This is a genomic window from Stenotrophomonas sp. 05L414_2, assembly GCF_056397905.1.
Genome location: NZ_JBFTOJ010000024.1, coordinates 1 through 22,207 on the forward strand (window position 1 = coordinate 1; position 22,207 = coordinate 22,207).

Sequence of the window (22,207 nt, forward strand, 5' to 3'; positions counted from 1 at the left end):
GGGGTGGGTTGCGCAGGGGCGTGAGCCGCATGGATGCGGCGACCGAGCTTACATGGACGTACTTGCAGCGACCCCTGCGCAATCCACCCCGCCCGGCCAAGCACGGCTTTTGATCTGAACGGCCACCACGAGCGGCTCAGCCGTTGGCCGCAAACCTCATCGACCCGCGCGCAGGGCCGCCGCCTCCGCCCACCGCGCAGCCACGCGCGGCGCGGTGATGCACACCGCCTGATCGGTCACCGTGGTCACCGCCCGCTCCAGCAGCTGGATGTCCGCTTCGTGCTGGCGCGCCACGTGCGGATCTTCGAAGAAGATCGCGCGCTGGCAACGGCCTTCCAGCACGCGGTCGGCAATCTGCGCATCGCCGCCCATCGGCCCGCTCTGGTAGCGCGTCACCCATGCCGCATCCGCTGGCCAGCCGCGGCTCCAGGCCAACTCGTTCAAACGCTGGCCGGTGGTACCGGTGGCGACGCGTTCGCCGAAGCGCGCCAGTACGTCGAAGTGTTCATCGGCGAAGGCCAGCATCGCCGGCTTCATCGCATCGTGCGCGATCAACGCCAGSGTCTGCCSTTCGAAYGCATGCAGGTCGTYGGCGCCTGTATCGGCAGCCAGGCCAGCATGGATGCGCTCCACCTCGATCCAGTCGCGGGCGGTGGCCACGGTGGAAATGAAAGGCTTGCCGTGGATCACGCACTGGCGCTTGAGCGCGGTCGCCTCGGGGAAAACCGAGGAAGGGTCCACCGGATCCATCAGATAGACCGCACCGTCCAGCGTACGCTCGGCGCCCATGCCCACCACTTCGGCCACCAGTTTCATCAAGCCGCCGTCGCGACCGTAGGGATAGCGCTGCAGGCCGTCGTAGCCGGCAAGGAAGCTGTTGCGCTGGATCGCGTCGTGGGTACGGCCGACCGCACACAGTGTCACGCCCAGTTCGCGCAGCCCGGGTTCGCTGGCGCGCAGCCAGCGGAACAGTGCCGCGCGCGCGTCGTGGTGATGGAGACGGTTGGCGGCCAGGCCGATGCGCATCGAAAGCTCCGGGATCGGTAGAAGCGGCAGTGTATGTCGCTATTGACGGTTTCGGAGGGTTTTACAAATTTCCTCATTGTTGCTGGCAGGGGCGTCGCTAGCGTGGCAGGAGGTCGCACCGCGATGCGGCCATGCCCCTGCCTGCGACATGAGGATGTCCACCGTGAATGTCGCTGGCCCTTTGGCCCGCATCGCCGCCCTGTCGCTGTTGTCGGCGCCGGCCTGGGCCGGACAGTGCGAAGGCCCCATCCTGCTTGCCTATCCCGCTGACCGTGCGCCGTTGTCGTCCAGTCAGGACGACACGCCACAGGGGCTGGTGGCCGCCTATCTGGCGCTGCTGCAGGAACAGGTGCCCACGCTGCGTGCCACACCGGTCGCGGCGACGGCGCTGGCCGCTGCCGCGCTGCCTGCCGGGACCCACGCCGTGCTTGGCTGGCCGCGCGCGCAGACGCCGAAAGGCTGGGTGGCCAGCGTGCCCTACCTGCAGGTGCCGCAGGTGATCGTGCGACGCCCCGACGCGCTGCCGATCCACGGCCTGGACGGACTGCACGGTCGCGGCGTGGCCAGCCTCGACACCGTGCCGCTTGCCAGGGTGCTGGAGGAGTCGGGCGCGCATGTGCCGCTGCTGCAGGTGGCGGCATTGGACAAGGCGCTGCAGCTGCTGATCAGCGGCCAGATCGATGCAGTGGTGGGCAACCTGGTGGAAGTGGAAGCGGCGCTGCGCGATCAGCCTGGCGGCGCGCTGGACGTAGCGGCGCCGGCCGGCTTCAGCGACGCACTGGTACTGGCTGCGCTGCCGGCGTGCGCGCACTTGGTGGATCGCTTCAACCAACTGCAGGCGGGCATGACGGAGGAACAGCGCGAGGCATTGCGGGCCCATTGGGTCTCGACATCCCCTCGCCGCGGCCACGTGCCGCCGGTGTCGCCCCTACGCGGCTTGATCGCGGTGCTGCTGATGCTGCTGACAATGGGCCTGGTGCATGCATTCGGTTACTGGCGACTGCACCGCGAAGGCCTGCGCAGGCAGGCGCTGGAGCAGCGGCTGCAGGAAGTCACCGCCAACCTGCCGGCGGTGGTGTACCAGGCGCGGCGCAGCAGCACCGGCGAGTACAGCGTTCCCCACATTGCCGGCGATGTGCATGCCCTGTTCGGGATCAGCGTAGATACCGCGCGGGTCGACCATGGAAGCCTGCTGGCAGCAGTCCATCCGCAGGACCGCCGCTCGGTGCTGGCCTGCGTTGATGCCGCCGCGCTGGTGCGCGGGCCCATCGACATCACCTTCCGCACGCGCGGCCCCAACGGCTGGCGCTGGGTACGTTCGCACGGGCGCCCGATTGCCTGCAGCGACAGCGGCGTGGAATGGAGCGGATACTGGATGGATGTCACCGAGGCGCGCGCACGCACGCAGGCACTGAACGATGCGCGGCGTGATGCTGAGCAGGATGCTGCCGCCAAGAGCCATTTCCTGGCCACCATGAGCCACGAGATCCGCACGCCGATGAGCACCTTGCTGGGAATGCTGGAGCGCTTCGGCGGCGGCGCACTCGATGCGCGCCAGCGCCAGGTACTGGCGACCATCGATGATGCCGCGCAGATGCTGCGGCAGATCCTTGATGACGTCCTGCACAGCCAACGCCTGCAGTCCGGCCCACAGCCACCGCAGTGCCTGCCCACCGACCTGGCCGAACTGCTGCGTGCGGTGCAGCGCCTGCTGGTGCCGGTGGCGGCAAGCAAAGGGCTGCATCTGCGCTGCGAGGTGGATCCTGCGCTGCAGCGTGGATCGTTGGCCGATGCGCTGCGCCTGCGCCAGATCCTGTTCAACCTGGCAGGCAATGCGCTGAAATTCACCCTGCACGGTGGGGTGGACCTGCAGGTGCGGGTGCTGCAGCAGCGCGCGCACGGCCAGCAACTGCGGCTGCAGGTGACCGATACCGGCGTGGGCATCAGCCGGGAGCGCCAGCGGGCGGTATTTGCAGCATTTACCCAGGCCGACGCCTCCACCACCCGGCGCTTCGGTGGCAGCGGCCTGGGCCTGGCGATCTGCCGGGACCTGGCGGCATCGATGGGCGGGCAACTGCACCTGTGCAGTACGCCGGGCGTGGGCACCACGGTGTGGCTGGACCTGTACCTGCCGGCCTGCGAGGCGCCATCGGTGGAGCATCGTGATGATGCGGCTGGCCTGCACGAATTGCCGCCGGTACGGGTACTGGTTGCCGAAGACCATCCCACCAACCTGCAGCTGCTGGTGCGACAGCTGCGGGATCTGGGCCTGCAGGTGCATGCCACAGCCAATGGCGAGCAGGCCTGGCAGGCGTGGCAGACGCAACGGTTCGCGCTGGTCATCACCGACTGCCACATGCCGGGCATGGACGGCTTTGCCCTGGCCCGCGCGATCCGCGCCGATCCCCGTGCCGACGCGGCAAGGGTGCCGATCATCGCGTTGACCGCCAGCGTGCTCGACAGTACCCGCCAGACCTGCCTCGACGCTGGCATCGATCATTTCATCGCCAAGCCGGTCGACCGCCAGGCACTGCATGCCACCTTGGCCGCAGTGCTGATGCCGCTCGATCTGTCAGTGCGCCAGTAGCCGGGCGATGCTGGCGGCGGCGTCGCGACCTTCGGCCACGGCGGTCACCACCAGGTCGGCACCGCGCACTGCGTCACCCCCTGCGAACAGACGGGGATGTGCGGTCTGGAAGGGCAGCTTGCCCTTGCCTCCGGCGAGGATGCGGCCGTTGGCCTGGCCCTCCACGCCATGCTCGGCCAGCCACGACGGCACGCTGGGCGAGAAACCGAACGCGATGATCACCACGTCCGCTTCCAGCAGCGACTCGCTGCCCTCGATCTGTACCGCGTTCTGGCGGCCGTTGGCATCGGGTTCGCCCAGGCGCGTCTCGATGACGGTGACGCCGATCACTTCGTCATCGGCGCCGGCTTCGATCGACAGCGGCTGGCGGTTGAACAGGAAGCGCACGCCTTCCTCGCGCGCGTTGGCCACTTCGCGCGCGCTGCCCGGCATGTTGGCTTCGTCGCGGCGGTAGGCACAGGTGACCTTGGCCGCGCCCAGTCGCACCGCGCTGCGCACGCAGTCCATGCCGGTGTCGCCACCGCCGAGGACCACCACGCGCTTGCCATTGAGGTCGGGCAGGGCGATCTGGTCTTCCCAGCCGGCGATCGGGCGGCCCTGCGGATCATCGCCGCCGACGATGCGGCTGTTCTGCACCAGGAACGGCAATGCCGGCAGCACGCCCTTCAGGTCCTGGCCGTCGAGGCCACCATCGGTGTAGCGATACGCGCCGGTACCGACGAACACCGCATCGTGGGTGTCCAGCAGCTGCTGCAGGCTGATGTCGCGGCCGATCTCCACGCCGAGGCGGAACTGCACGCCCATGCCTTCCAGCACGTCGCGACGACGACGGATCACGTCCTTGTCCAGCTTGAAACTGGGGATGCCGAACTGCAGCAGGCCACCGACCTGTTCGTAACGGTCGTAGACCACCGCGGTGATGCCGGCATGCGCCAGGCGGTCGGCACAGGCCAGCCCCGCGGGGCCGGCACCGATCACCGCCACCGTGTGGCCGGTGGGCTGCACCGCCGTCATGTCCGGCCGCCAGCCGGTAGCCAGCGCGGTATCGACGATGTACTTCTCCACCGCGCCGATGGTGACCGCACCAAACTCTTCCAGCGTGCAGCTGCCCTCGCACAGGCGATCCTGCGGGCACACCCGGCCGCACACTTCCGGCAACGGGTTGGTGCTGTGGCACAGCGTGGCTGCTTCGTGGATGCGGTTTTCCTGCACCAGCTGCAGCCATTGCGGAATGGCGTTGTGCACCGGGCACTTCCAGCTGCAGTACGGGTTGCCGCAGTCCAGGCAACGGCCGGCCTGGTACTGCGCATCCTCCTTGCCGAACTTTCCGTACAGCTCACCCCAGTCGCCGGAGGTGCGCAGTTCAACCGGGATGCGCTGCGGCATGGTCCGGGGCAGGTCGAGGAACTGGAAGGCGTGCTTGCGGCTCATGGCGGACTCTGTGGATTTCCGGATGCCGGCCAGCGGCCGGCACTACAGCGGTGGGGAAGCCGGTGCGCCCAGTGCATGCGGCGCATCCGTCACGTGCGGTGTGTCACGCCGCGCGGCGCAGGGTTTCGGTCAGCGACTCGATGCTGGCGGCCTTGGGTTTGACCAGCCAGAACTTGCCGATGTAATCGCGGAACTCGTCCATGATCTGCTGCGCCCAGATGCTGCCGGTCAGTTCGCGATGACGGCCGATCAGGCGGTGCAGGTGCTGGCGGTAGTTCTCGAATCCTTCGGCGGAGACGCGATGGATGTCGATCAGCTCGTGGTTGTAGCGGTCGACGAAATCGCGGTCCACGTCCAGCACGTAGGCCAGGCCACCGGTGAAGCCGGCACCGAAGTTGAGGCCGACCTTGCCCAGCACCAGCACCACGCCGTCGGTCATGTACTCGCAGCAGTGATCGCCTGCGCCTTCCACTACCGCCAGTGCGCCGGAGTTGCGCACGGCGAATCGTTCACCGGCACGGCCGGCGGCGAACAGCTCGCCACCGGTTGCGCCATACAGGCAGGTGTTGCCGATGATGGCGGTGCTGCGTGCCTCGAAGCGTGCGCCACGCGGCGGACGCACCACCAGGCGGCCACCGGCCATGCCCTTGCCGACGTAGTCGTTGGCTTCACCTTCCACTTCCAGGTGCAGGCCGCCGACGTTGAAGGCGCCGAAGCTCTGCCCGGCGCTGCCGCGGAAGCGCAGTTCCAGCGGCGATTCGGCCATGCCCTGGTTGCCGTGCGCGCGCGCCACGGCGCCGGCCAGGCGGGTGCCGATGCTGCGGTCGGTGTTGTGGATCAGGAAGCGATGCTCGCCACCGCGCTTGTGTTCGATGGCCTCGGCCAGCAGGCCGTCCATCTGCGTGGCCAGGCTGTCCGGAGATTCATACAGGCGCTGTGCGGCGCAGTGGCTGCCCGGGTAACTGGCGTCGGCCAGCAGCCGCGACAGGTCCACGCGCACGTCCTCGCGCGGCGAGACCTCAAGCTGGCGCAGCAGGTCGGTGCGGCCGACGATTTCCTGCAGCGAACGTGCGCCCAGCACCGACAGCCAGCCGCGCACCTCCTCGGCCAGCAGGCGGAAGAAGTTCTCCACGCGCTCGGGCTGGCCGGTGAAGTGGTTCTCGCGCAGGCGTTCGTCCTGGGTGGCGACGCCGGTGGCGCAGTTGTTGAGGTGGCAGATGCGCAGGTACTTGCAGCCCAGCACGATCATCGGCGCGGTGCCGAAGCCGAAGCTGTCCGCGCCCAGCAGCGCTGCCTTGACCACGTCCAGGCCGGTCTTCAGGCCGCCATCGGTCTGCAGCAGGGTGCGCCCACGCAGGTCGTTGGCCACCAGCGCCTGGTGCGCCTCGGCGATGCCCAGTTCCCACGGCACGCCGGCGTAGCGGATCGAGCTGACCGGCGAAGCACCGGTACCGCCGTCATGGCCGGAAATGGTGATCAGGTCAGCACCGGCCTTTACCACGCCCGCCGCGATCGTGCCGACGCCGGCATGGCTGACCAGCTTCACCGACACCAGCGCGGTCGGGTTGACCTGCTTGAGGTCGTAGATCAGCTGCGCCAGGTCTTCGATGGAGTAGATGTCGTGGTGCGGCGGCGGCGAGATCAGGCCGATGCCCGGCCTGGCATAGCGCAGGCGTGCGATCAGTTCATTGACCTTGTGCCCGGGCAGCTGGCCGCCTTCGCCGGGCTTGGCGCCCTGCGCAACCTTGATCTGCAGCACTTCGGCGTTGACCAGGTATTCGGCGGTGACGCCGAAGCGGCCTGAGGCCACCTGCTTGATCTTGCTGCGCTTGTCGGTGCCATAGCGCGCCGGGTCTTCGCCACCTTCGCCGGAATTGCTGCGGCCGCCGAGGCGGTTCATCGCAATGGCCAGCGCTTCATGCGCCTCGGGAGAGAGCGCACCGAGGCTGATCGCGGCGGTATCGAAACGCGGGAACAGATCGCTGGCCGGTGCCACTTCGTCCAGCGGTGTCGGCGTTGCCGCCGGCACCAGCTGCAGCAGATCGCGCAGCGCCGACGGCGGGCGCGCATGCACGGCATCGCAGTACTGCTGCCACGCACGCGGGTCACCGCTGCGCGCTGCGCGCTGCAGGGTGGTCACCACGTCCGGGTTGTACATGTGGTACTCGCCGCCGTGCACGTACTTCAGCAGGCCGCCGACATCCACGCCCTGCTGGGCGTCCCAGGCCTGCGCGCACAGTTCGCGCGCGTCGGCATCCAGGCGCGCGAAGCCGGCGCCACCGATGCGCGACGCGGTATCGGGGAAGCACAGGTCCACGACCTCCGGCTCCAGGCCGATGATCTCGAACAGCTGCGCACCGCGGTAGCTGGCCACGGTACAGATGCCCATCTTCGAGATGATCTTGGACAGGCCCTTGTAGATGCCCTTGCGGTAGCGGCGGCCGATCTGCGACTGCTCACCGCCCTTGCTGAGCTTGAGGATGCCGCGTCGGCCGAGATCGAACAGGGTCTGGTAGGCCAGGTACGGATACACCGCCGTGGCACCGAAGCCGAGCAGGCAGGCCATGTGGTGCGCGTCGCGCGCGGTGCCGGTCTCGACGATCAGGTTGACGTCGCAGCGCAGGCCCAGCSSYGACAGGTGGTGGTGGATGGCGCTGGTGGCCAGCAGCGCATGCACCATCGGCCGCCCGGCCACCGGGTAGCGGTCGGACAGCAGCAGCATCACCATGCCGTCGCGCGCAGCCTGTTCGGCCTCGACGCAGATGCGTTCAATGCCCGCACGCAGGCCTTCCTCTTCGCTGTAGGACAGGTCGAGCAGGCGGTTGGCCTGCACGTACTGGCCCATCTTCAGCAGCTGGCGCAGCTTGCGCTGGCTCAGCACCGGCGAGTTGAGGATGACGTGGTTCACCGTCTCCGGGCCGGCATGGAAGATGTTGGTCTCCTTGCCGAGCTGGGTGGACAGGGACATCGCGCAGTCTTCGCGCAGCGGGTCGATCGGCGGGTTGGTGACCTGCGCGAAGGCCTGGCGGAAGTAGTCGTACAGCGGACGGCTGCGCTGGCTGAGCACGGCCATCGGCGTGTCATCGCCCATCGAGCCGGTGGCTTCCTGCTCGGTCTCGGCCAGCGGCCGCAGCACCTGTTCCACTTCCTCGCTGCTGAGCTGGTACAGCTTGTGGTAGCTGCGCAGGGTGCTTTCGTCGAACGGCTCTTCCACCAGCGACGGGTCGATCAGTTCGGTCTGCAGGTAGGTGACGCCCTGCTGCAGCCACTGCTTGTACGGTGCACGGCCGCGGTTGATGCGGTCGATGGCCTCCGAATCGAGCAGGTCACCGCGCTTGAGGTCGATGGCGATCATCTCGCCCGGGCCGAGCTTGCCCTTGCGCACCACGCGCTCGGTCGGTACTTCCCAGACGCCTGCTTCGGAGGCGACCAGGAAGTGACGATCGGCGGTCAGCATCCAGCGCGCCGGGCGCAAGCCGTTGCGGTCGAGGGTGCACACCGCGTAGCGGCTGTCGCAGGCGACGATGCCGGCCGGGCCGTCCCACGGTTCGCTGTTGAGGCCGTGGAACTCGTAGAACGCAGCCAGGTCCGGGTCCTTGAATTCCAGCGACTGCGTTGCCGGCGGCACCAGGATGCGCAGGGCCTGGATCAGCTCCATGCCGGCGGACACCATCAGTTCCAGCATGTTGTCCAGGCTCTGCGAATCGGAGCCGTGCATGGAGATGACCGGGTCGAACTCGCCGATGTCGAAACGGGGCGTCTTCCACACCTTGCTGCGCGCCTGTGCCCAGCGCCGGTTGCCTTCGATGGTATTGATCTCGCCGTTGTGGGCGAGCATCCGGAACGGGTGCGCCAGCGGCCAGCGCGGCAGCGTATTGGTGGAGAAGCGCTGGTGGAACACGATGGCGCTGGAGGCCAGTTCGCGCCGCTGCAGGTCCGGGAAGAAGCGGCTGAGCTTGTCCGGCAGCACCATACCCTTATAGCTGATGGCGTTGGGACTGAGCGTGGTGACGTAGTAGTCGGCGTGCGCGCGCAGCTGCTGTTCGCTGCGGCGGCGGGCCAGGAACAGGGCCAGGCCGAAGCCGGCGTCATCCTGGCCGACGCCGGCATCGACGAACACCTGCTCGATGCGCGGCAGGGTGTCGCGTGCCAGTTGTCCGCAGACGCTGTCGTCGGTCGGTACCTCGCGCCAGCCGGCCACCTTGCAGCCCACGGCCTCGATCTGCTGCTGCAGCTGTGTGCGGCAGGCCTGTGCGGCGTCGGCATCGTGCGGCAGGAACACCAGGCCCGCAGTGAAGCGCGCGCCGACGGCGATGCCGGCTTCACTGGCCAGCAGTTTCAGGAAGGCATCGGGGCGGCGCAGCAGCAGGCCACAGCCATCGCCGGTGAGCCCATCGGCGGCGACACCACCACGGTGGGTCATGCGCGAGAGCGCAGCGATGGCGGTATCCACCAGCAGGCGCGAAGGCTGGTCGTCGAGCTGGGCGACCATGCCAAATCCACAGGCATCGCGCTCGGAGCGCGGGTCGTAAAGCCCTTGGCGGTTGCGGGGGGCCATCTCTACCTCGATGCAGATTGAAATGAACGGGGACACTCCTGCCCGCTCTGTAGAGCACGCCCTGTACGTCATGGTGGAGTGTGCCGCGCATGGCGCAGCCCGTCGGGAAGCCGCTTGGCGCACGCCCGTACGGCGTTGCTCACCTTGCGCAGGCACTCGCCTGCGCGGCGGCGCGCGCCTTGTCTGGCCGCACGCCAAGTGTCTTCACACTCACCCTGACGCACACGCCGTGCTCTTCCTGGAGCGCATCATGAGGCCACCGGATGCCTCGACTAGATCACAGGTTGCTGCAACGCCGCAATACACGGTTGCAGGCGCAACCAAAGCGCCGGCAGACGCTTGCCGGCGCGGGGTTCCTCAGCCGCAGCGGACGCCGCTTACCACGTCCTTTGCGTCCACTTCGATGTTCAGGCGGTCGCCCAGGAACTCCATCGTGGTGACGTCATTGGGGTGCAGCACGCGCAGCTGCTTGGCCGCGGCATCTTCCTGGGCCTGCTTGCCGAGCGCTTCGGTGTAGGGCTGGCCGACCAGGCTCTGCACCTGGCTGGCATCGCAGTTGCCGACCGGCGGTGCTTCGGTGGCCTTGCCGGCTTCGTCGGCCGGCGCCTTGGCGGCCTCGGCGGCCTGCTGTGCGTGGGCGGTGGCCGAATCCTGCTCATCCAGCGACGGCGCCTGGCAGGCGGTCAGGGCCAGCACGGCCGGCAGCAGCAGGGCGGAGAGGGAACGGGCGCGGATCGGGAACGACATCATGACTCCGGAATGGAAGGGACGGTGAAAGGCCGAGCATAGCGGCGAACCCGCCCTCACGTGTTTGTCTTGCGTTATTGACGTGGCCACGCCGCGCCGATCGGCAGACTGCAGGCATGCCAGCGACCCCCACACCCGAACGCCAGGCCGCGCGCGCCGCCGGCCTGCGCTACGTCGATGACACCCAGCCCGGTTTCAGCCGCGTCCGCGCCGGCAAGGGTTTTTCCTATCGCGATGCCGATGGTCATGTCGTGCGCGATGCCGCCACCCTGCAGCGCATCCGCGCGCTGGCCATTCCACCGGCCTATACCGCCGTGTGGATCTGTGCCCGCGCCGATGGCCACCTGCAGGCCACCGGCCGCGACGCGCGTGGGCGTAAGCAGTACCGCTACCACGCCGACTGGGCGGCCGTTCGCGACGCCGGCAAGTTCGACCGCACCATCGCCTTCGGCCAGGCGTTGCCGGCGCTGCGGCGGCGCCTGGGCCGCGACCTCAAGCGCAGCGGTTTCCCGCGCGAGAAGGTGCTGGCGGTTGTGGTCGCGCTGCTGGCCGACACGCTGGTGCGGGTGGGCAATGAAACCTATGCGCAGGAGAACAAGTCATACGGCCTGACAACGTTGCGCAACCGTCACTTGGACCTGCTTCGGGGTGGCCGGGTGCGCATGCGCTTCCGCGGCAAGTCCGGGCAGTTGCAGGAGGTGGTGGTCGGTGACCGTCGGCTGGGCGCGCTGGTGCGCAGCGTGCAGCAGCTGCCGGGTCAGGCCCTGTTCCAGTACCGCGACGACGCGGGCGAGGTGCAGCCGGTGGATTCGGGCGCGGTGAACGACTACCTGCGCGAGGTGATGGGCGAGGACTTCACCGCCAAGGACTTCCGCACCTGGGGCGGCACGATGGCGGCGGTGCAGGCCTTCGCCGCCACCGAGCTGCCCGAGCCGGCCAGCCAACGCGCGCTGGCCAAGGCGCAACGCGAGGTGGTGTGCCAGGTGGCTGCGCGCTTGGGCAATACGCCAGCGGTATGCCGCAAGGCCTACATCGATCCCTGCGTGTTCGCCGGTTGGGAACGCGGCGAACTGACCGCACTGGCGGGCCTGCGCGGCCCGCGGCAGTGGGAGCAGGCGACACTGAAGGTGCTGCGCCGGGCCCGGCGGCTCAGCCGCAAGGCAGGTCAGCCGCAGTAGATGGCGGTGATGTTGTTGGTGCGGCCGGTTTCGATGGTCAGGCGATCCCCACCTTCCGTCGCTGCGCCGGCGGCCGGATCGGCAGCGCCGCTGGCGGTGTTGCCGCTGCGCTCGCGGCTGCCGCGGGTTACCTGCACGTGCAGGCTGTCGCTGTCCACGCGCGCACGTTCGATGGTCATGCCCGAAGCGGCCAGGCCGACTGCGCCGCGCACCTTGTCGGTGTGGCACTGGCCTGAAATCACCCCATCGATCGGCTGGACCTGGGCGACCGGGCTGCTGCTGCAGGCGGCGAGAGCGAAGCAGACGGCGGCGGTGGCAATGGCATGTTTCATGGGGGACGTTCCTCGTGTTGTGGCCTGCAGGGTGCGACGACACGCGTGGTGGCGGAATGAATGCCGTGCACGCGATGGACACAGTGCGCTCACTGCCGCCAACAGCCTGCGTGGAGACACTGCACGAGCGGCGCACGCCGCCCCCGGTACTGCGGCGCACGCGCCCCGGTAGTGCCGGCCGCTGGCCGGCAACCCCCATCCTCCCGAGGAGACCTGCATGGCCACCACCAAGAAGACCCCCACCCGCCGCAAGGCATCGCCGAAGGTACGCAAAGGCACCCAGGCAGCGCCCGCCGCCGCCGAAGCCACGGCCGAGCGCCCGCGCGTGGTGAAGACCGCCACCCGCAAGGCCGCCGCTTCCGATCCGCGCGCGGCGCGTGTCGCAGCACGGCAGCGGCGCCTGCAGGACCAGGAAAAGGCGAAGGATGTACGCGTGGCGAAGAAGGCGGCAAAAAAGAAGACCGCCACCCAGGCCGGACCGCGCCATCAGCCGAAGAAGATGCCGGCGCAGCATCTGGCCAAGCCCGGCCATGAGCACGCACTGGAACTGGCGCCGCGCTTCCTCGCGCCGGATTACGTCGGCAGCGGCAAGCTGCAAGGGATGCGAGCCATCGTCACCGGTGGTGATTCCGGCATCGGCCGTGCGGTGGCGGTACTGTTCGCCCGCGAAGGCGCCGACGTTGCCGTGCTGCATCTGGATGAAGCCAAGGACGCCGAGTTGACGCGTCAGCACGTGGAAAAAGAGGGCGGCCGCTGCGTGGTGATCGCCGGCGACGTGCGCGACCCGCGCTTCTGCAACAAGGCAGTCAAACAGGTGGCCAAGGCGTTTGGTGGCATCGACATCCTGGTCAACAACGCGGCGTTCCAGCTGCACTGCGAGCGCCTGGAAGACCTGGAAGATGCGCACCTGCAGGAAACCCTGCAGACCAACATCGGCGGTTACATCCAGATGGCACGCGCAGTGCTGCCACACCTGGGCGAGGGCGCCAGCATCATCAACACCGGCTCGGAAACCGGCCTGTTCGGCAGCAAGGCACTGATCGATTACTCGGCTACCAAGGGTGCGATCCATGCGTTCACCAAGGCGCTGGCCAGCCAGTTGCTGCCACGCGGCATCCGGGTCAACTGCGTGGCGCCGGGTCCGGTGTGGACGCCGTTGAACCCGGCCGACAAGCAGGCCAAGGACGTGGCCGAGTTCGGCAAGGGCAGTGACATGGGGCGGCCGGCACAGCCCGAAGAACTGTCGCCGGCCTATGTGTTCCTGGCCTCGCCGGCCTGCGCCAGCTACATCAGCGGGGTGATCCTGCCGGTGATGGGCGGGCCGCGCGGCTAGCGCGCGGCGGCGACGCCCTTGGGCGCGGCAGTGTAGAAACCGGCGATGCGCGGTATGAACTGCTGCGGATTGGCGCCGACCAGATTGGTCAGCACGACAACGGCGAGCTCGCGCTCTGGGTAGACGATGAAGGCCGAGCGCGCGCCGCCCATGCCACCCACCTGCAGGTCGGGTGCGGTGTTGAACACCGGCCAGCCTGCGGCCCAGTCGCCGGCACTGCCATCATTGAGGCGTTCCGCCGTCCACATCTGCTGCATCGCGCGCTGCTCCAGCAGGCGTCCCTCCTGCAATGCAACCAACCAGCGCGCGGTGTCATCAGCCGTGGTGAGGATGCCGCCGCCGGCCCACAGGCTGGGCGGCATGTCGTAGAACCAGTGCGACAGGCGCGGCGTTGCATCCTTTGCATCGGTGGCGCGTGGCAGGTAGCTGTACATCGTCGCCGTATCCGGGATCAGGTCGTAGCTGTCGCCGAACGTGGTGCGTGCCATGCGCGCGGTGGAGAACTGGCCGGTGGCCAGGAAGCGTTCGTAGGGCATGCCGGATTGCCGCGCGATGATCCGCGCCAGCAGCAGGTAGTTGGTCTGGTTGTACTGGAAGCGCTCGCCGGCCCTGGCCTCTGCCGGCAGCGCGCGAACCGCCTGCCATGCATCCTGTTCCGAGCCCCCACCCAGCAATCCCTCAGCATCGAGGATGTCGGGCAGGCCGGAAGTGTGGGCGAGCAGCTGGCGCACCCGCACCGCCCGCCAGCTTTCGGGCAGGTCGTCGAGATAGCGCGCGATGGGCGCGTCCAGATCCACCCGCCCGTCCTGTGCCAGCTGCGCCAGAGCGACGCCGGTGAAGGATTTGGTGGCCGAGTTGAGCGGGAACCGGGTGCTGCGGGTGGCGACCACGCCGTTCTCGACGTTGGCCAGCCCATAGGTTTCCGACAGCACCACCTGGCCATCCTTGACCACCGCGATCTGCAGGCCCGGGATGCGCTGTTCCTGCATGGTCTGGCGGATGAAACGACGGGTCTGGTCGTTGGCCTGGTCCTGGTTGGCGGAGACGGCGGCGAAGGGCAGCAGGCTGATGATCATGAGCAGGGTTCGTAGCGTCTGGCGAGGCATGCGGGTTCCCGGAGGGYGGAAAGATCGGCGGCGATGACGGCTGCCGCAGGCGACAGGCCATGGGTCGGATGCGCGCCCGGCGTAAAAGGTTTAAGCCGGCTGCGCGCCCTACCGTTCGTCGGCCCATGACTTCCGGGGGGTTGACTACAGGTGTCGTCATGGCAACAGTAGCGACACGTGTAGTCAAGGGAGTGTTGTCATGCGTGGCAAGACCATCGGGGACCAGGAACTGGCCCTGCTGCAGTATGTGGATGAGCAGGCACCGACCAGCGTCGGCGAGGTCGCCAGCGGCTATGGCGAACCGCGCGGACTGGCCCGGTCCACCGTGTTGACGATGATGGAGCGCCTGCGCGCCAAGGGTTACCTGCAGCGCAGGCAGCAGCAGGGTGTCTACCGTTACCAGCCCACCCGTGGCCCGGAGAGCGTGCTGCAGGGCGCCGTTGCCCAGTTCGTCGACAACACGCTGCAGGGCTCGGTGTCGCCATTCGTGGCGTACCTGTCGCAGCGGCAGAAGGTCAGCGACAACGAACTGGCCGAACTGGAAGCGCTGGTGGCCGAACTGCAATCGCGTCGCCAGGAGGACTGAGCCATGGATACCTCGATGTTGATTCCGATGCTGGAACGGCTGGGCTGGACGAGCCTGCAGACCGTGCTGCTGGTGGCGCTGGTGTACCTGCTGTGCCGCGCGCTGCCGGCACTGGCGGCGGCCACCCGTTGCCGGTTGTGGTGGCTGGTGTCGCTGCAGGCGGTGGTCGGTCTGTTGTGGAGCCAACCGCTGCAGCTGGCCTGGTTGCCCGCACCCGATGCGGTGGCAGTGACGACCGTGGATCTTGCGGCGGACGCGATATATACGATGGCACCGGAGGCATCGGCGCACCTGCTGGCGAACACGCCGATGGGTGATGTCGGCAGCACCCCGGTGGCCTGGTGGGCGTTGGCCCTGGCAGCGCTGTGGATGTCCGGTGTACTGCTGATGGCGTTGCGGACCTTCGGCGAATGGCGCCGTTGCCGTGCGCTGCTGGCGGCGTCGTATCCGTGCGAGGACCAGGCGCTGGTGCAGGCGCTGCAGCTGGCCTCGGATGCGCACGGCCTGCGCCGCGCGCCGCGCCTGTGGATGAGCGACCAGGTGGACGCGCCTCAGCTGGTCGGGCCGTTCCGTCCGGTGCTGCTGCTGCCGGCGGGAATGAACGCGCTGCAGGGCGATGCGCTGGACCTGGCGCTGACCCACGAGCTGCAACACCTGCAGCGTCGTGACCTGCAGTGGGGGCTGCTGCCTGCCTTGGCCCAGCACCTGTTCTTCTTCCATCCGCTGCTGCGCCTGGCCGTGCGCGAATACGCCCAGGCCCGCGAGGAAGCCGTGGATGCGGCGGTGGTCGGCCAGCACGGTGCCAGCCGCCATGCCTATGGCCGGTTGCTGCTGCAGCTGGGTGTGGCGCCGCAGCCACACCTCGGCGTGGCCAGCGCAGCGCCCAGCACCACCAGCCTCAAGCGCCGCCTGCTGTCGCTGCAGTCGCACCGGGCGTGCCCGCGCCTGCTGGCCGTCGGCTTGACGCTGGTTGTATTGGCCGTGGGTGTGGCGCCGATGCGGCTGGTGGCCGCGCCGGTCCCGCCTGCACCGCCGGCACCGCCGCGCGCTGTGCCAGCGCCGCCGCCGCCGCCCGCAGCACCCCCGGCACCGGCAGCGCCGCCTGCCGCAGCGGTACCGGCAGAGCCGGCCGACTGGGCCGAGCCGGCAGAACCCGCCGAGCCTGAGGAACCTGCCGACGTCAATGAAGACGAGGAGCAGGACGCAGGCACCCATGCGCACTCGCAGACCACCATCGTCACCCATGGCCAGCTGGATCTGGGTACGCCGCCACAGCAGGCCTTCGTTCTCGTCGATCACGGCCAGGCGTTCGCCAATGCCGGCATGGACGATGTGATGCAGGCGCGCAGCCGGCTTGGTGACGGCCCCGCCCTGTGGTTTCGCCAGGGCGACAAGCGCTACGTCGTGCGCGATCCGATGCTGATCCAGTCGTTGCAGCGTGCCTATGCCGGCGCTGTCGACCTGAGCCGCCAGCAGAGTGAACTGGGGCGCCAGCAGAGTGTGCTGGGTCGTCAGCAGGGCCAGCTCGGCCGCGAGCAGGGCGAGCTGGGCAGGCTGCAGGGCGAAGAGGCGCGTGAGATCGCCCTCGCCGCCGCGCGGGCTGCACGCAGTGCGATCAATGATCGCGACATCAATCGCGAAGCGGCAGCCGAAGCGGCGCGGGCTACACGCGGCGCGGTGGATGATGCGGCGATTGCACGCAAGGCTGCGGCCGAAGCACAGCGCGCATCACAGGTTGCCCGCAACCAGGCGCTGCAGTCCGAGCGTAGCCGCGAGATGAGCCGACTCGCCAGCCAGCAGGCCGCGCTGGGAAGCCAGCAGGCGGCACTGGGCAGTCAACAGGCCGCGTTGGGTGAGCGCCAGGCACGGCTGCAGGCACAGGCAGCGAAGCAGGCAGAGCAGGTCATCGCGCGTGCGCTGGCCAGCGGCAAGGCCGAGCGGCTCTGACAGAGCGGAGCGCCGGGCCATGCCCGGCGCCCGCAGCTGCGCGTATGCGAATGGAATCCGCCGGGCAGGGCCCGGCGCTCCCCATCAACCGCAGCTGGCGCGCTCGATACGGTTCTGTGCGTCCACCTGCACGGTCACCCGGTCCTGGCGGAAGTCCATGGTCACCGCCATCCCCGGTTTGACCACGCGTGCGTTGCGCGCGCCACTGTCGGCCACCAGCTTCTTGATCGTCGCTTCGTCGGCGGTCTTGCCGGTGAATGCGTCCAGCGCCTCGGGGCGGCACTCCTGCGGACCATCGGACACCTTGGCTGGCAGGCTGCCGGCATCGGCGGAGGCGTTGCCACCGGCATGGCTGCAGGCGGCCAGCGGCAGGATGGCCGCAAGCAGCAGCAGGGGGGATCGACGCATGGCAGTACTCCTGGGTGGTGTTCAGTAGCGGCAGTGTCGCCGAGCCCTGTGTCAGTGATGTCAACGCGGCCTGGATCCGCCCTCTCCGTTCATCCGCTTACCAGCGCCAGGGTCTCCCGTTCGCGCTGCTCTTCCCGCACCAACCGCTGCAGCAGCAGGGCCAGGGTCACCACGTCCTGGTGGTTGTGGTCGGCCACCCGGCGCAGATTCACCGCATCACCGCCACGCAGGTAACGCAGCCATGCGGCGGGGGCTTCCGAGCCGGGCAGGTCATCTTCGCGCACCACGCGCAGCAGTTGCCGCTCGATGGTGGACAGCTTGCAGTTCTCCCACGTACCGCGGTAACGGCGGCGAGTGGGATACAGCAGGTCGACATGGTCCAGCGCGGTGATGGGATCGGCCTGGCGGGCCAGCCGATAGCGCGTCTTCAGCAGAGGGGCGTCGTAGCTGCGGCCGTTGTAGCTGCAGAACACGGTATGCGGCTGCAGCCAGCTGGCGAAAGCGGCCAGCATCTCCTCCTCGGCAGCCATCGTCGACATCAGCAGCTGGCGGATGCGCAGGCCTTCGCCACGCTGCGGGCACACATGCCAGTCGGCGGCGCCGATCATGAAGGCGCGGGTGCCGGTGCCGCCGGCCAGGCCGGTGGTCTCGGTATCGAAGAACAGCAGGTCGCGCGCAGCCACGTGCTCACCCTCGCGCTTGGCGAAGGCCAGCGACAGCGGCATGGCGGGAATCGGCTGCGGCAGCAGTGACTCGATCAGGAACAGGCCGGGCGCAATCTCGTTGCCGGGCAGTTGGCGATCCTGCGCGCTGGCGCGTGCCGGCGCAGGGCCACCCCGCGAGCGCATGCCGAGCAGGCGATGCAGGCTGCCGACCTCGGGCCGTCGCAGTGTTGCCGGCGCAGGCGTGGTGGTGGCGGTGCCGGTCGGCTTGTGGCGGATCTCCTGTTCCACCCAGGCAAACACCGAACGCTCGGCCGGTGGCTGCCGCGCATCGTTGGCGGCCATCAGTGCCGGCGGCGTCTGCTGCGTCGGCGCGGCAGGCGTGGCTGCTTTCGGGTCACCCGCCTGCTTGCGAAGCAGCCGCAGCTTGTCCAGGCTCAGGCTCACGGGGCGATCAGCTCCATCGGGTCGCGCGTGCTCACCACCACATCGGCCACCTGCTGGCAGGCCTGCGCATCGAACAGGTCGAGCACGCGCAGCGCCAGCGCACGCGGCGAGGTTTCATCCTGTTCCTGCGCGGCCAGCACCGGGCCGACGCAGGCCGGGCAACCCGCCTTGCAGTCGCAGCGCTGTACCAGTTCGCGCGCGCGCTGCACCAGCTCGGCCTGGCGCTGCCACAGCGGCTCGCTCAGGCCGACGCCACCGGGGAAATTGTCGTACAGGTATACGGTCGGCACGAATTCCTGCAGCAGTTCCACCGCGCCAGGCTCGCCATCGCTGCCCCGCAGCTGGCCGCGCCCGCTCTGGTCGGCAATCGCGATCCAGGTGCCATCGCCGTTGCCCACCGACTTCTGCAGGTCGCGCGCATCGGCCATCACCGCCACCGTGGCTACGATGTGCAGTGCATAGGCGGCGCCGAGGAACCCATCCAGCGCATCCTGCTTGCTGGCGAAGGCGCGCAGCAGCAGCGCCTGCGGCAGCTGCCACCACACCGCGGTGGTGTGCAGTTCCTGGTCGGGCAGGTTGACCGGACCGTAGCCGATGTTCTCGTGGGTGTAGTAGCGGATCTTCTTGTAACCGGCCACGCGGCGCACCACGTGCACTTCGCCATGGTGCGAATCACCGCGGCCGGCCACGCCGCCATCGAAACGGTCCAGCACCTTGAGCTTGGTGAAGTCGATGCTGTCGGTGTAGTAGTCCACGTGGGTGCGGGTGACGTAGGCCTTGCGGCCTTCCCAGTCCAGCGTTTCCACCTGGTAGGGCGTGGACTGCACCATGTGGATGGCGCCCTCGTACAGGGTCAGCGCTGCAGCGGAGTAGTCCACTTCGGCGATGATCTGCTGGCGGCCATCGCTGCGGTCGACCACCACGAAGTTGCCATCGGCCACCGCGCGCAGGCTGACCGCGTTGGCCGGATAGCTGTCGGCGATCCACTCCCAGCGTTCGCCTTCGCGGTGGATGACCTCGGTTTCGGCCAGTGCTTCCAGGAACACCTCAGGATCGATCGGGCCGAAGCCATCGCCGACCCGGAACGGCAGTTCGAACGCCGCGCAGCGGATGTGATCGAACAGGATCAACGGCTGGTCGGGCGCGATGCGTGCGTGTTCCGGCGACGCCTCGGCGAAGAAGTCCGGATGGCGCACCACGTACTGGTCCAGTGGCTGCGAACTGGCCACCATCACGCCGAGTGCGGGCTGCTGGCGGCGYCCGGCRCGGCCGAAGCGCTGCCARGTGGCMGCCACGCTGCCGGGGTARCCGTTGAGSAYCACCACGTCCAGGCTGCCGATATCCACGCCCAGTTCCAGCGCCGAGGTGCTGACGATGCCGTCGATGTTGCCGGCACGCATCGCACGCTCGGTCTCGCGGCGCTCGGTGGGCAGGTAGCCGCCGCGGTAGGCGCGGATGCGTGGTGGCTTGCGCGGATCGTGATCGAAGATGTCCTTCAGGTACTTGGTCAGCACCTCCACCATCAGCCGGGTCTGCGCGAACACCAGCGTCTTCAGCCCGGATTTGATCGCGATGCGGGCGATGCGGTTGCTCTGCGAGCGCGCCGAGGCACGCAGGCCCAGGTCGGGGTTGATCACCGGCGGATTCCACAGCAGCACCTGCTTCGGCCCGCTGGGTGCACCGGATTCGGTGATGGCGGTGACCGGTGCTTCGATCAGCGCCTCGGCATGCGCCTGCGGGTTGCCGATGGTGGCCGAGCACAGGATGAACTGCGGTTGCACCCCGTAGAACGCGCAGATGCGCTTGAGCCGGCGCAGCACGTTGGTGACATGGCTGCCGAACACGCCGCGGTAGGTGTGTACTTCGTCGATGACGATGTAGCGCAGGTTCTCGAAGAACTGCGCCCACTTGGTGTGATGCGGCAGGATCGCCTGGTGCAGCATGTCCGGGTTGGAGACCACGATGTCGCCATGCAGGCGGATCGCCTGCCGCGCGTCGCCGGGGGTGTCGCCGTCGAAGGTGAAGGCCTTCACCCCGAGGTCGCCGGCGCGGTTGAGCTCCAGCAGTTCGGCCACCTGGTCCTGTGCCAGTGCCTTGGTAGGGAACAGGTACAGCGCCTTGGCCTTGTCCTGCATGGCAGCGCTGACCACCGGCAGGGTGTAGCACAGCGACTTGCCGCTCGCGGTGGGGGTAACGATGGCGACGTGGTCGCCACGCTGGCTGGCCTCCCATGCCTCGGCCTGGTGGCTGTAGAGCTGCTCGATGCCGCGTGCCTTCAGTGCCGCAGTCAGGGCCGGTGGCACGGAATCAGGAATCGGCGCATAGCGGCCTTCGCGGCCGGGAATGGCGAAGCTGCCGGTGATGCGATCCTGGTAGCGGCGCTGCAGGCGTGCACTGAGCAGTGCGCCATCGCGCGCGGGCAGGCCATCGCGGGTGGCGAGCTGCTGCTCCGCATCGGCGGTGCGCTTGGCGAGTTCGTAGGCCATGGGAAGTGGGTTTTCAGGGGATCACATGGCACCACAAATGGGTCTCACGATGTGAGACATCCGCAGCGGGCGGCGTGAACCATTCAGCGCGTTGGTGGCATGCGTGCAGCCAGTGCCGCGCTGCGCCGTGCGTGGCACCGCAGGTGCCGGCGCCACCGATGGATGGCCTGCACCAGATGCCACAGCCCGGTGGCGGCGGTGAGCGGCCACCACACTCCATGCATCAGCCTGAGCGCATCACGGGTGTGCTGCCGGGAGATGCCCGCCGGCAGTTCGATGAACATTCCGCCGAACAGCAGTACGCACAGCATCAACCCCAGCCATGCCAGGCTCCACGTCGCCCCAGCGGAGGAAAACCGGACACGGTCCTCGGCCAGGGACCACTCCCGGCCCGCGCCCAGGACCATGCCATCGCATTGGCGGATATCCAGTGTGAGGTGCTGCCCACTACGGAAACGCTTGGACGCCAGCCACTCCGCAGGCAGCTGCACGCGGTGGTCGCTGCCCAGTAGCCAGCAGGGCGGATGGTGTGGGTGCAGCATGAGCTTGTTGAGCCTGCCGCTGAGCTGCAGAACCGGTTGCGGCGCACCTGGGCCACGCTGGCGTGGCCATGCCATCCACACGGCGGTGCCGGCCACGGCGCACAGCGGAAGACCCAGCAACAGCCGCCACCACAGCGCGACGTCGATCTGCAGCGCGGGCAGCGCCGCCAGCGCAAGCAGCGCGATGACAATGCCCGGCCAGCGAACGCCATCACCCCGGCGCATCGCCACTTCGGCCGCCGTCTCCAGCCGCTGTCCGTGGACCGCGCACGCAGCAATTGGCCGCACGATGCGCCGTTTGCGTTGCAGTGGTCCCTCGAAGGCGGCCGCATGCTCGGCTTCCTCGGCAGCCACCCGGTGCCGGGCACCGACAATGTGGAATCCATTCAAGCGGACTACCAGAGCGGCGTCGCCAGCCAGGACGACCTCTGCGTGATTGTCTACGGCAACATGCTGCCAGGCATCGAATGGCAGCAGCACGGCAACGTCACCGAGCCAGGCCGAATGGAAGGGGCGGTTGCCGAAGCCAGACGGTCCGCTGAAAGCCCCCGACAGCACGCGCACCTGTGTGTCGTGCGTCCGCCCGCTGAGCGCACGCAGCGTGGCAAGTGCAGCATCTTCATCTTCGGTGAGCGGACGTGAGGGGGGATTGCGCCGCAGCAGGTGCAGGGCAGCGCGTGCATCCGACGCCCACTGCAGGTAGCAGGCCACCAGCATCGCCAGCAGCACCGCAAGCAGGAGGAGGGTCGCAGCGGGCGACATCAGCAGCATCCCAGCAGGCGTGAGTGATCGCAGCAGCGGGGCGGTGGCAGGCTCATCGGCGTGAAGGTG

General features: G+C 68.5%; 15 protein-coding genes. 5 read left to right on the plus strand and 10 right to left on the minus strand.

Features of this window, described 5'->3' with window-relative positions; translation table 11 throughout:
- Positions 1-156 precede the first annotated feature (156 nt).
- A complete protein-coding gene (locus tag AC1DJN_RS05365; RefSeq protein WP_478038953.1) occupies positions 157-1,026 on the minus strand; it encodes a methylglyoxal synthase in 870 nt (289 codons plus the stop codon).
- 163 nt (positions 1,027-1,189) lie between these two features.
- Between AC1DJN_RS05365 and AC1DJN_RS05370 the strand changes: the two genes are divergently transcribed.
- The gene (locus AC1DJN_RS05370; protein WP_442251722.1) at positions 1,190-3,613 is read left to right on the plus strand and encodes a response regulator; all 2,424 of its coding nucleotides are present in this window, start codon (positions 1,190-1,192) and stop codon (positions 3,611-3,613) included.
- Here AC1DJN_RS05370 and AC1DJN_RS05375 read toward each other — a convergent pair.
- The 3 genes from AC1DJN_RS05375 to AC1DJN_RS05385 all read right to left on the minus strand — a co-directional run bounded on the left by AC1DJN_RS05375 (position 3,599) and on the right by AC1DJN_RS05385 (position 10,349).
- Positions 3,599-5,044 carry an FAD-dependent oxidoreductase gene (locus AC1DJN_RS05375; protein WP_025876048.1) on the minus strand — a complete coding sequence of 482 codons (1,446 nt, stop codon included), beginning with the start codon at positions 5,042-5,044 and terminating at the stop codon, positions 3,599-3,601. The genes AC1DJN_RS05370 and AC1DJN_RS05375 overlap by 15 nt on opposite strands.
- A gap of 103 nt (positions 5,045-5,147) precedes the next feature.
- The gene (gltB, locus tag AC1DJN_RS05380; RefSeq protein WP_478038954.1) at positions 5,148-9,602 is read right to left on the minus strand and encodes a glutamate synthase large subunit; all 4,455 of its coding nucleotides are present in this window, start codon (positions 9,600-9,602) and stop codon (positions 5,148-5,150) included.
- Positions 9,603-9,959: 357 nt separating this feature from the next.
- Positions 9,960-10,349, minus strand: coding sequence for an I78 family peptidase inhibitor (locus tag AC1DJN_RS05385; RefSeq protein ID WP_025876043.1), 390 nt, complete (start codon positions 10,347-10,349; stop codon positions 9,960-9,962).
- 116 nt (positions 10,350-10,465) lie between these two features.
- On the opposite strand from AC1DJN_RS05385, the gene AC1DJN_RS05390 reads away from it, so the two are divergent.
- Positions 10,466-11,527, plus strand: a complete 1,062-nt coding sequence (locus AC1DJN_RS05390) for a DNA topoisomerase IB (RefSeq protein WP_105163208.1) — start codon at positions 10,466-10,468, stop codon at positions 11,525-11,527.
- On the opposite strand, the gene AC1DJN_RS05395 is transcribed toward AC1DJN_RS05390, so the two are convergent.
- Positions 11,515-11,859 (minus strand): putative periplasmic lipoprotein, encoded by a 345-nt coding sequence (locus tag AC1DJN_RS05395; RefSeq protein ID WP_025876040.1) that lies wholly within the window; start codon positions 11,857-11,859, stop codon positions 11,515-11,517. The two genes, AC1DJN_RS05390 and AC1DJN_RS05395, sit on opposite strands and share 13 nt — an antisense overlap.
- Before the next feature lie 217 nt (positions 11,860-12,076).
- Here AC1DJN_RS05395 and AC1DJN_RS05400 point away from each other — a divergent pair, with 217 nt between their 5' ends.
- Positions 12,077-13,192, plus strand: a complete 1,116-nt coding sequence (locus tag AC1DJN_RS05400) for an SDR family oxidoreductase (RefSeq protein WP_478013551.1) — start codon at positions 12,077-12,079, stop codon at positions 13,190-13,192.
- On the opposite strand, the gene AC1DJN_RS05405 is transcribed toward AC1DJN_RS05400, so the two are convergent.
- Complete coding sequence (locus AC1DJN_RS05405; RefSeq protein ID WP_442251725.1) at positions 13,189-14,268, minus strand: serine hydrolase domain-containing protein; 1,080 nt, start codon at positions 14,266-14,268, stop codon at positions 13,189-13,191. The two genes, AC1DJN_RS05400 and AC1DJN_RS05405, sit on opposite strands and share 4 nt — an antisense overlap.
- Before the next feature lie 229 nt (positions 14,269-14,497).
- Here AC1DJN_RS05405 and AC1DJN_RS05410 point away from each other — a divergent pair, with 229 nt between their 5' ends.
- Positions 14,498-14,884 (plus strand): BlaI/MecI/CopY family transcriptional regulator, encoded by a 387-nt coding sequence (locus AC1DJN_RS05410; RefSeq protein WP_442251726.1) that lies wholly within the window; start codon positions 14,498-14,500, stop codon positions 14,882-14,884.
- Between the two features lie 3 nt (positions 14,885-14,887).
- A complete protein-coding gene (locus AC1DJN_RS05415; RefSeq protein ID WP_478013552.1) occupies positions 14,888-16,831 on the plus strand; it encodes a M56 family metallopeptidase in 1,944 nt (647 codons plus the stop codon).
- Positions 16,832-16,915: 84 nt separating this feature from the next.
- On the opposite strand, the gene AC1DJN_RS05420 is transcribed toward AC1DJN_RS05415, so the two are convergent.
- The 4 genes from AC1DJN_RS05420 to AC1DJN_RS05435 all read right to left on the minus strand — a co-directional run bounded on the left by AC1DJN_RS05420 (position 16,916) and on the right by AC1DJN_RS05435 (position 22,138).
- Positions 16,916-17,239 (minus strand): I78 family peptidase inhibitor, encoded by a 324-nt coding sequence (locus AC1DJN_RS05420; RefSeq protein ID WP_025876032.1) that lies wholly within the window; start codon positions 17,237-17,239, stop codon positions 16,916-16,918.
- 89 nt (positions 17,240-17,328) lie between these two features.
- Positions 17,329-18,348 (minus strand): ribonuclease H-like domain-containing protein, encoded by a 1,020-nt coding sequence (locus tag AC1DJN_RS05425; protein ID WP_223497409.1) that lies wholly within the window; start codon positions 18,346-18,348, stop codon positions 17,329-17,331.
- Positions 18,345-20,834 carry a DEAD/DEAH box helicase gene (locus tag AC1DJN_RS05430; protein WP_478038955.1) on the minus strand — a complete coding sequence of 830 codons (2,490 nt, stop codon included), beginning with the start codon at positions 20,832-20,834 and terminating at the stop codon, positions 18,345-18,347. The genes AC1DJN_RS05425 and AC1DJN_RS05430 overlap by 4 nt, the downstream gene beginning before the upstream one ends.
- Positions 20,835-20,917: 83 nt before the next feature.
- A complete protein-coding gene (locus AC1DJN_RS05435; RefSeq protein ID WP_478013553.1) occupies positions 20,918-22,138 on the minus strand; it encodes a hypothetical protein in 1,221 nt (406 codons plus the stop codon).
- Positions 22,139-22,207 lie beyond the last annotated feature (69 nt).

Bases quoted from the DNA above. Each gene is read 5' to 3' on its own strand.
- AC1DJN_RS05400 (WP_478013551.1), top strand. From the start codon at position 12,077: ATGGCCACCACCAAGAAGACCCCCACCCGCCGCAAGGCATCGCCGAAG.
- AC1DJN_RS05435 (WP_478013553.1), bottom strand. From the start codon at position 22,138: ATGTCGCCCGCTGCGACCCTCCTCCTGCTTGCGGTGCTGCTGGCGATG.
- AC1DJN_RS05420 (WP_025876032.1), bottom strand. From the start codon at position 17,239: ATGCGTCGATCCCCCCTGCTGCTGCTTGCGGCCATCCTGCCGCTGGCC.
- AC1DJN_RS05375 (WP_025876048.1), bottom strand. From the start codon at position 5,044: ATGAGCCGCAAGCACGCCTTCCAGTTCCTCGACCTGCCCCGGACCATG.
- AC1DJN_RS05405 (WP_442251725.1), bottom strand. From the start codon at position 14,268: ATGATCATCAGCCTGCTGCCCTTCGCCGCCGTCTCCGCCAACCAGGAC.
- AC1DJN_RS05390 (WP_105163208.1), top strand. From the start codon at position 10,466: ATGCCAGCGACCCCCACACCCGAACGCCAGGCCGCGCGCGCCGCCGGC.
- AC1DJN_RS05410 (WP_442251726.1), top strand. From the start codon at position 14,498: ATGCGTGGCAAGACCATCGGGGACCAGGAACTGGCCCTGCTGCAGTAT.
- AC1DJN_RS05385 (WP_025876043.1), bottom strand. From the start codon at position 10,349: ATGTCGTTCCCGATCCGCGCCCGTTCCCTCTCCGCCCTGCTGCTGCCG.
- AC1DJN_RS05395 (WP_025876040.1), bottom strand. From the start codon at position 11,859: ATGAAACATGCCATTGCCACCGCCGCCGTCTGCTTCGCTCTCGCCGCC.
- AC1DJN_RS05415 (WP_478013552.1), top strand. From the start codon at position 14,888: ATGGATACCTCGATGTTGATTCCGATGCTGGAACGGCTGGGCTGGACG.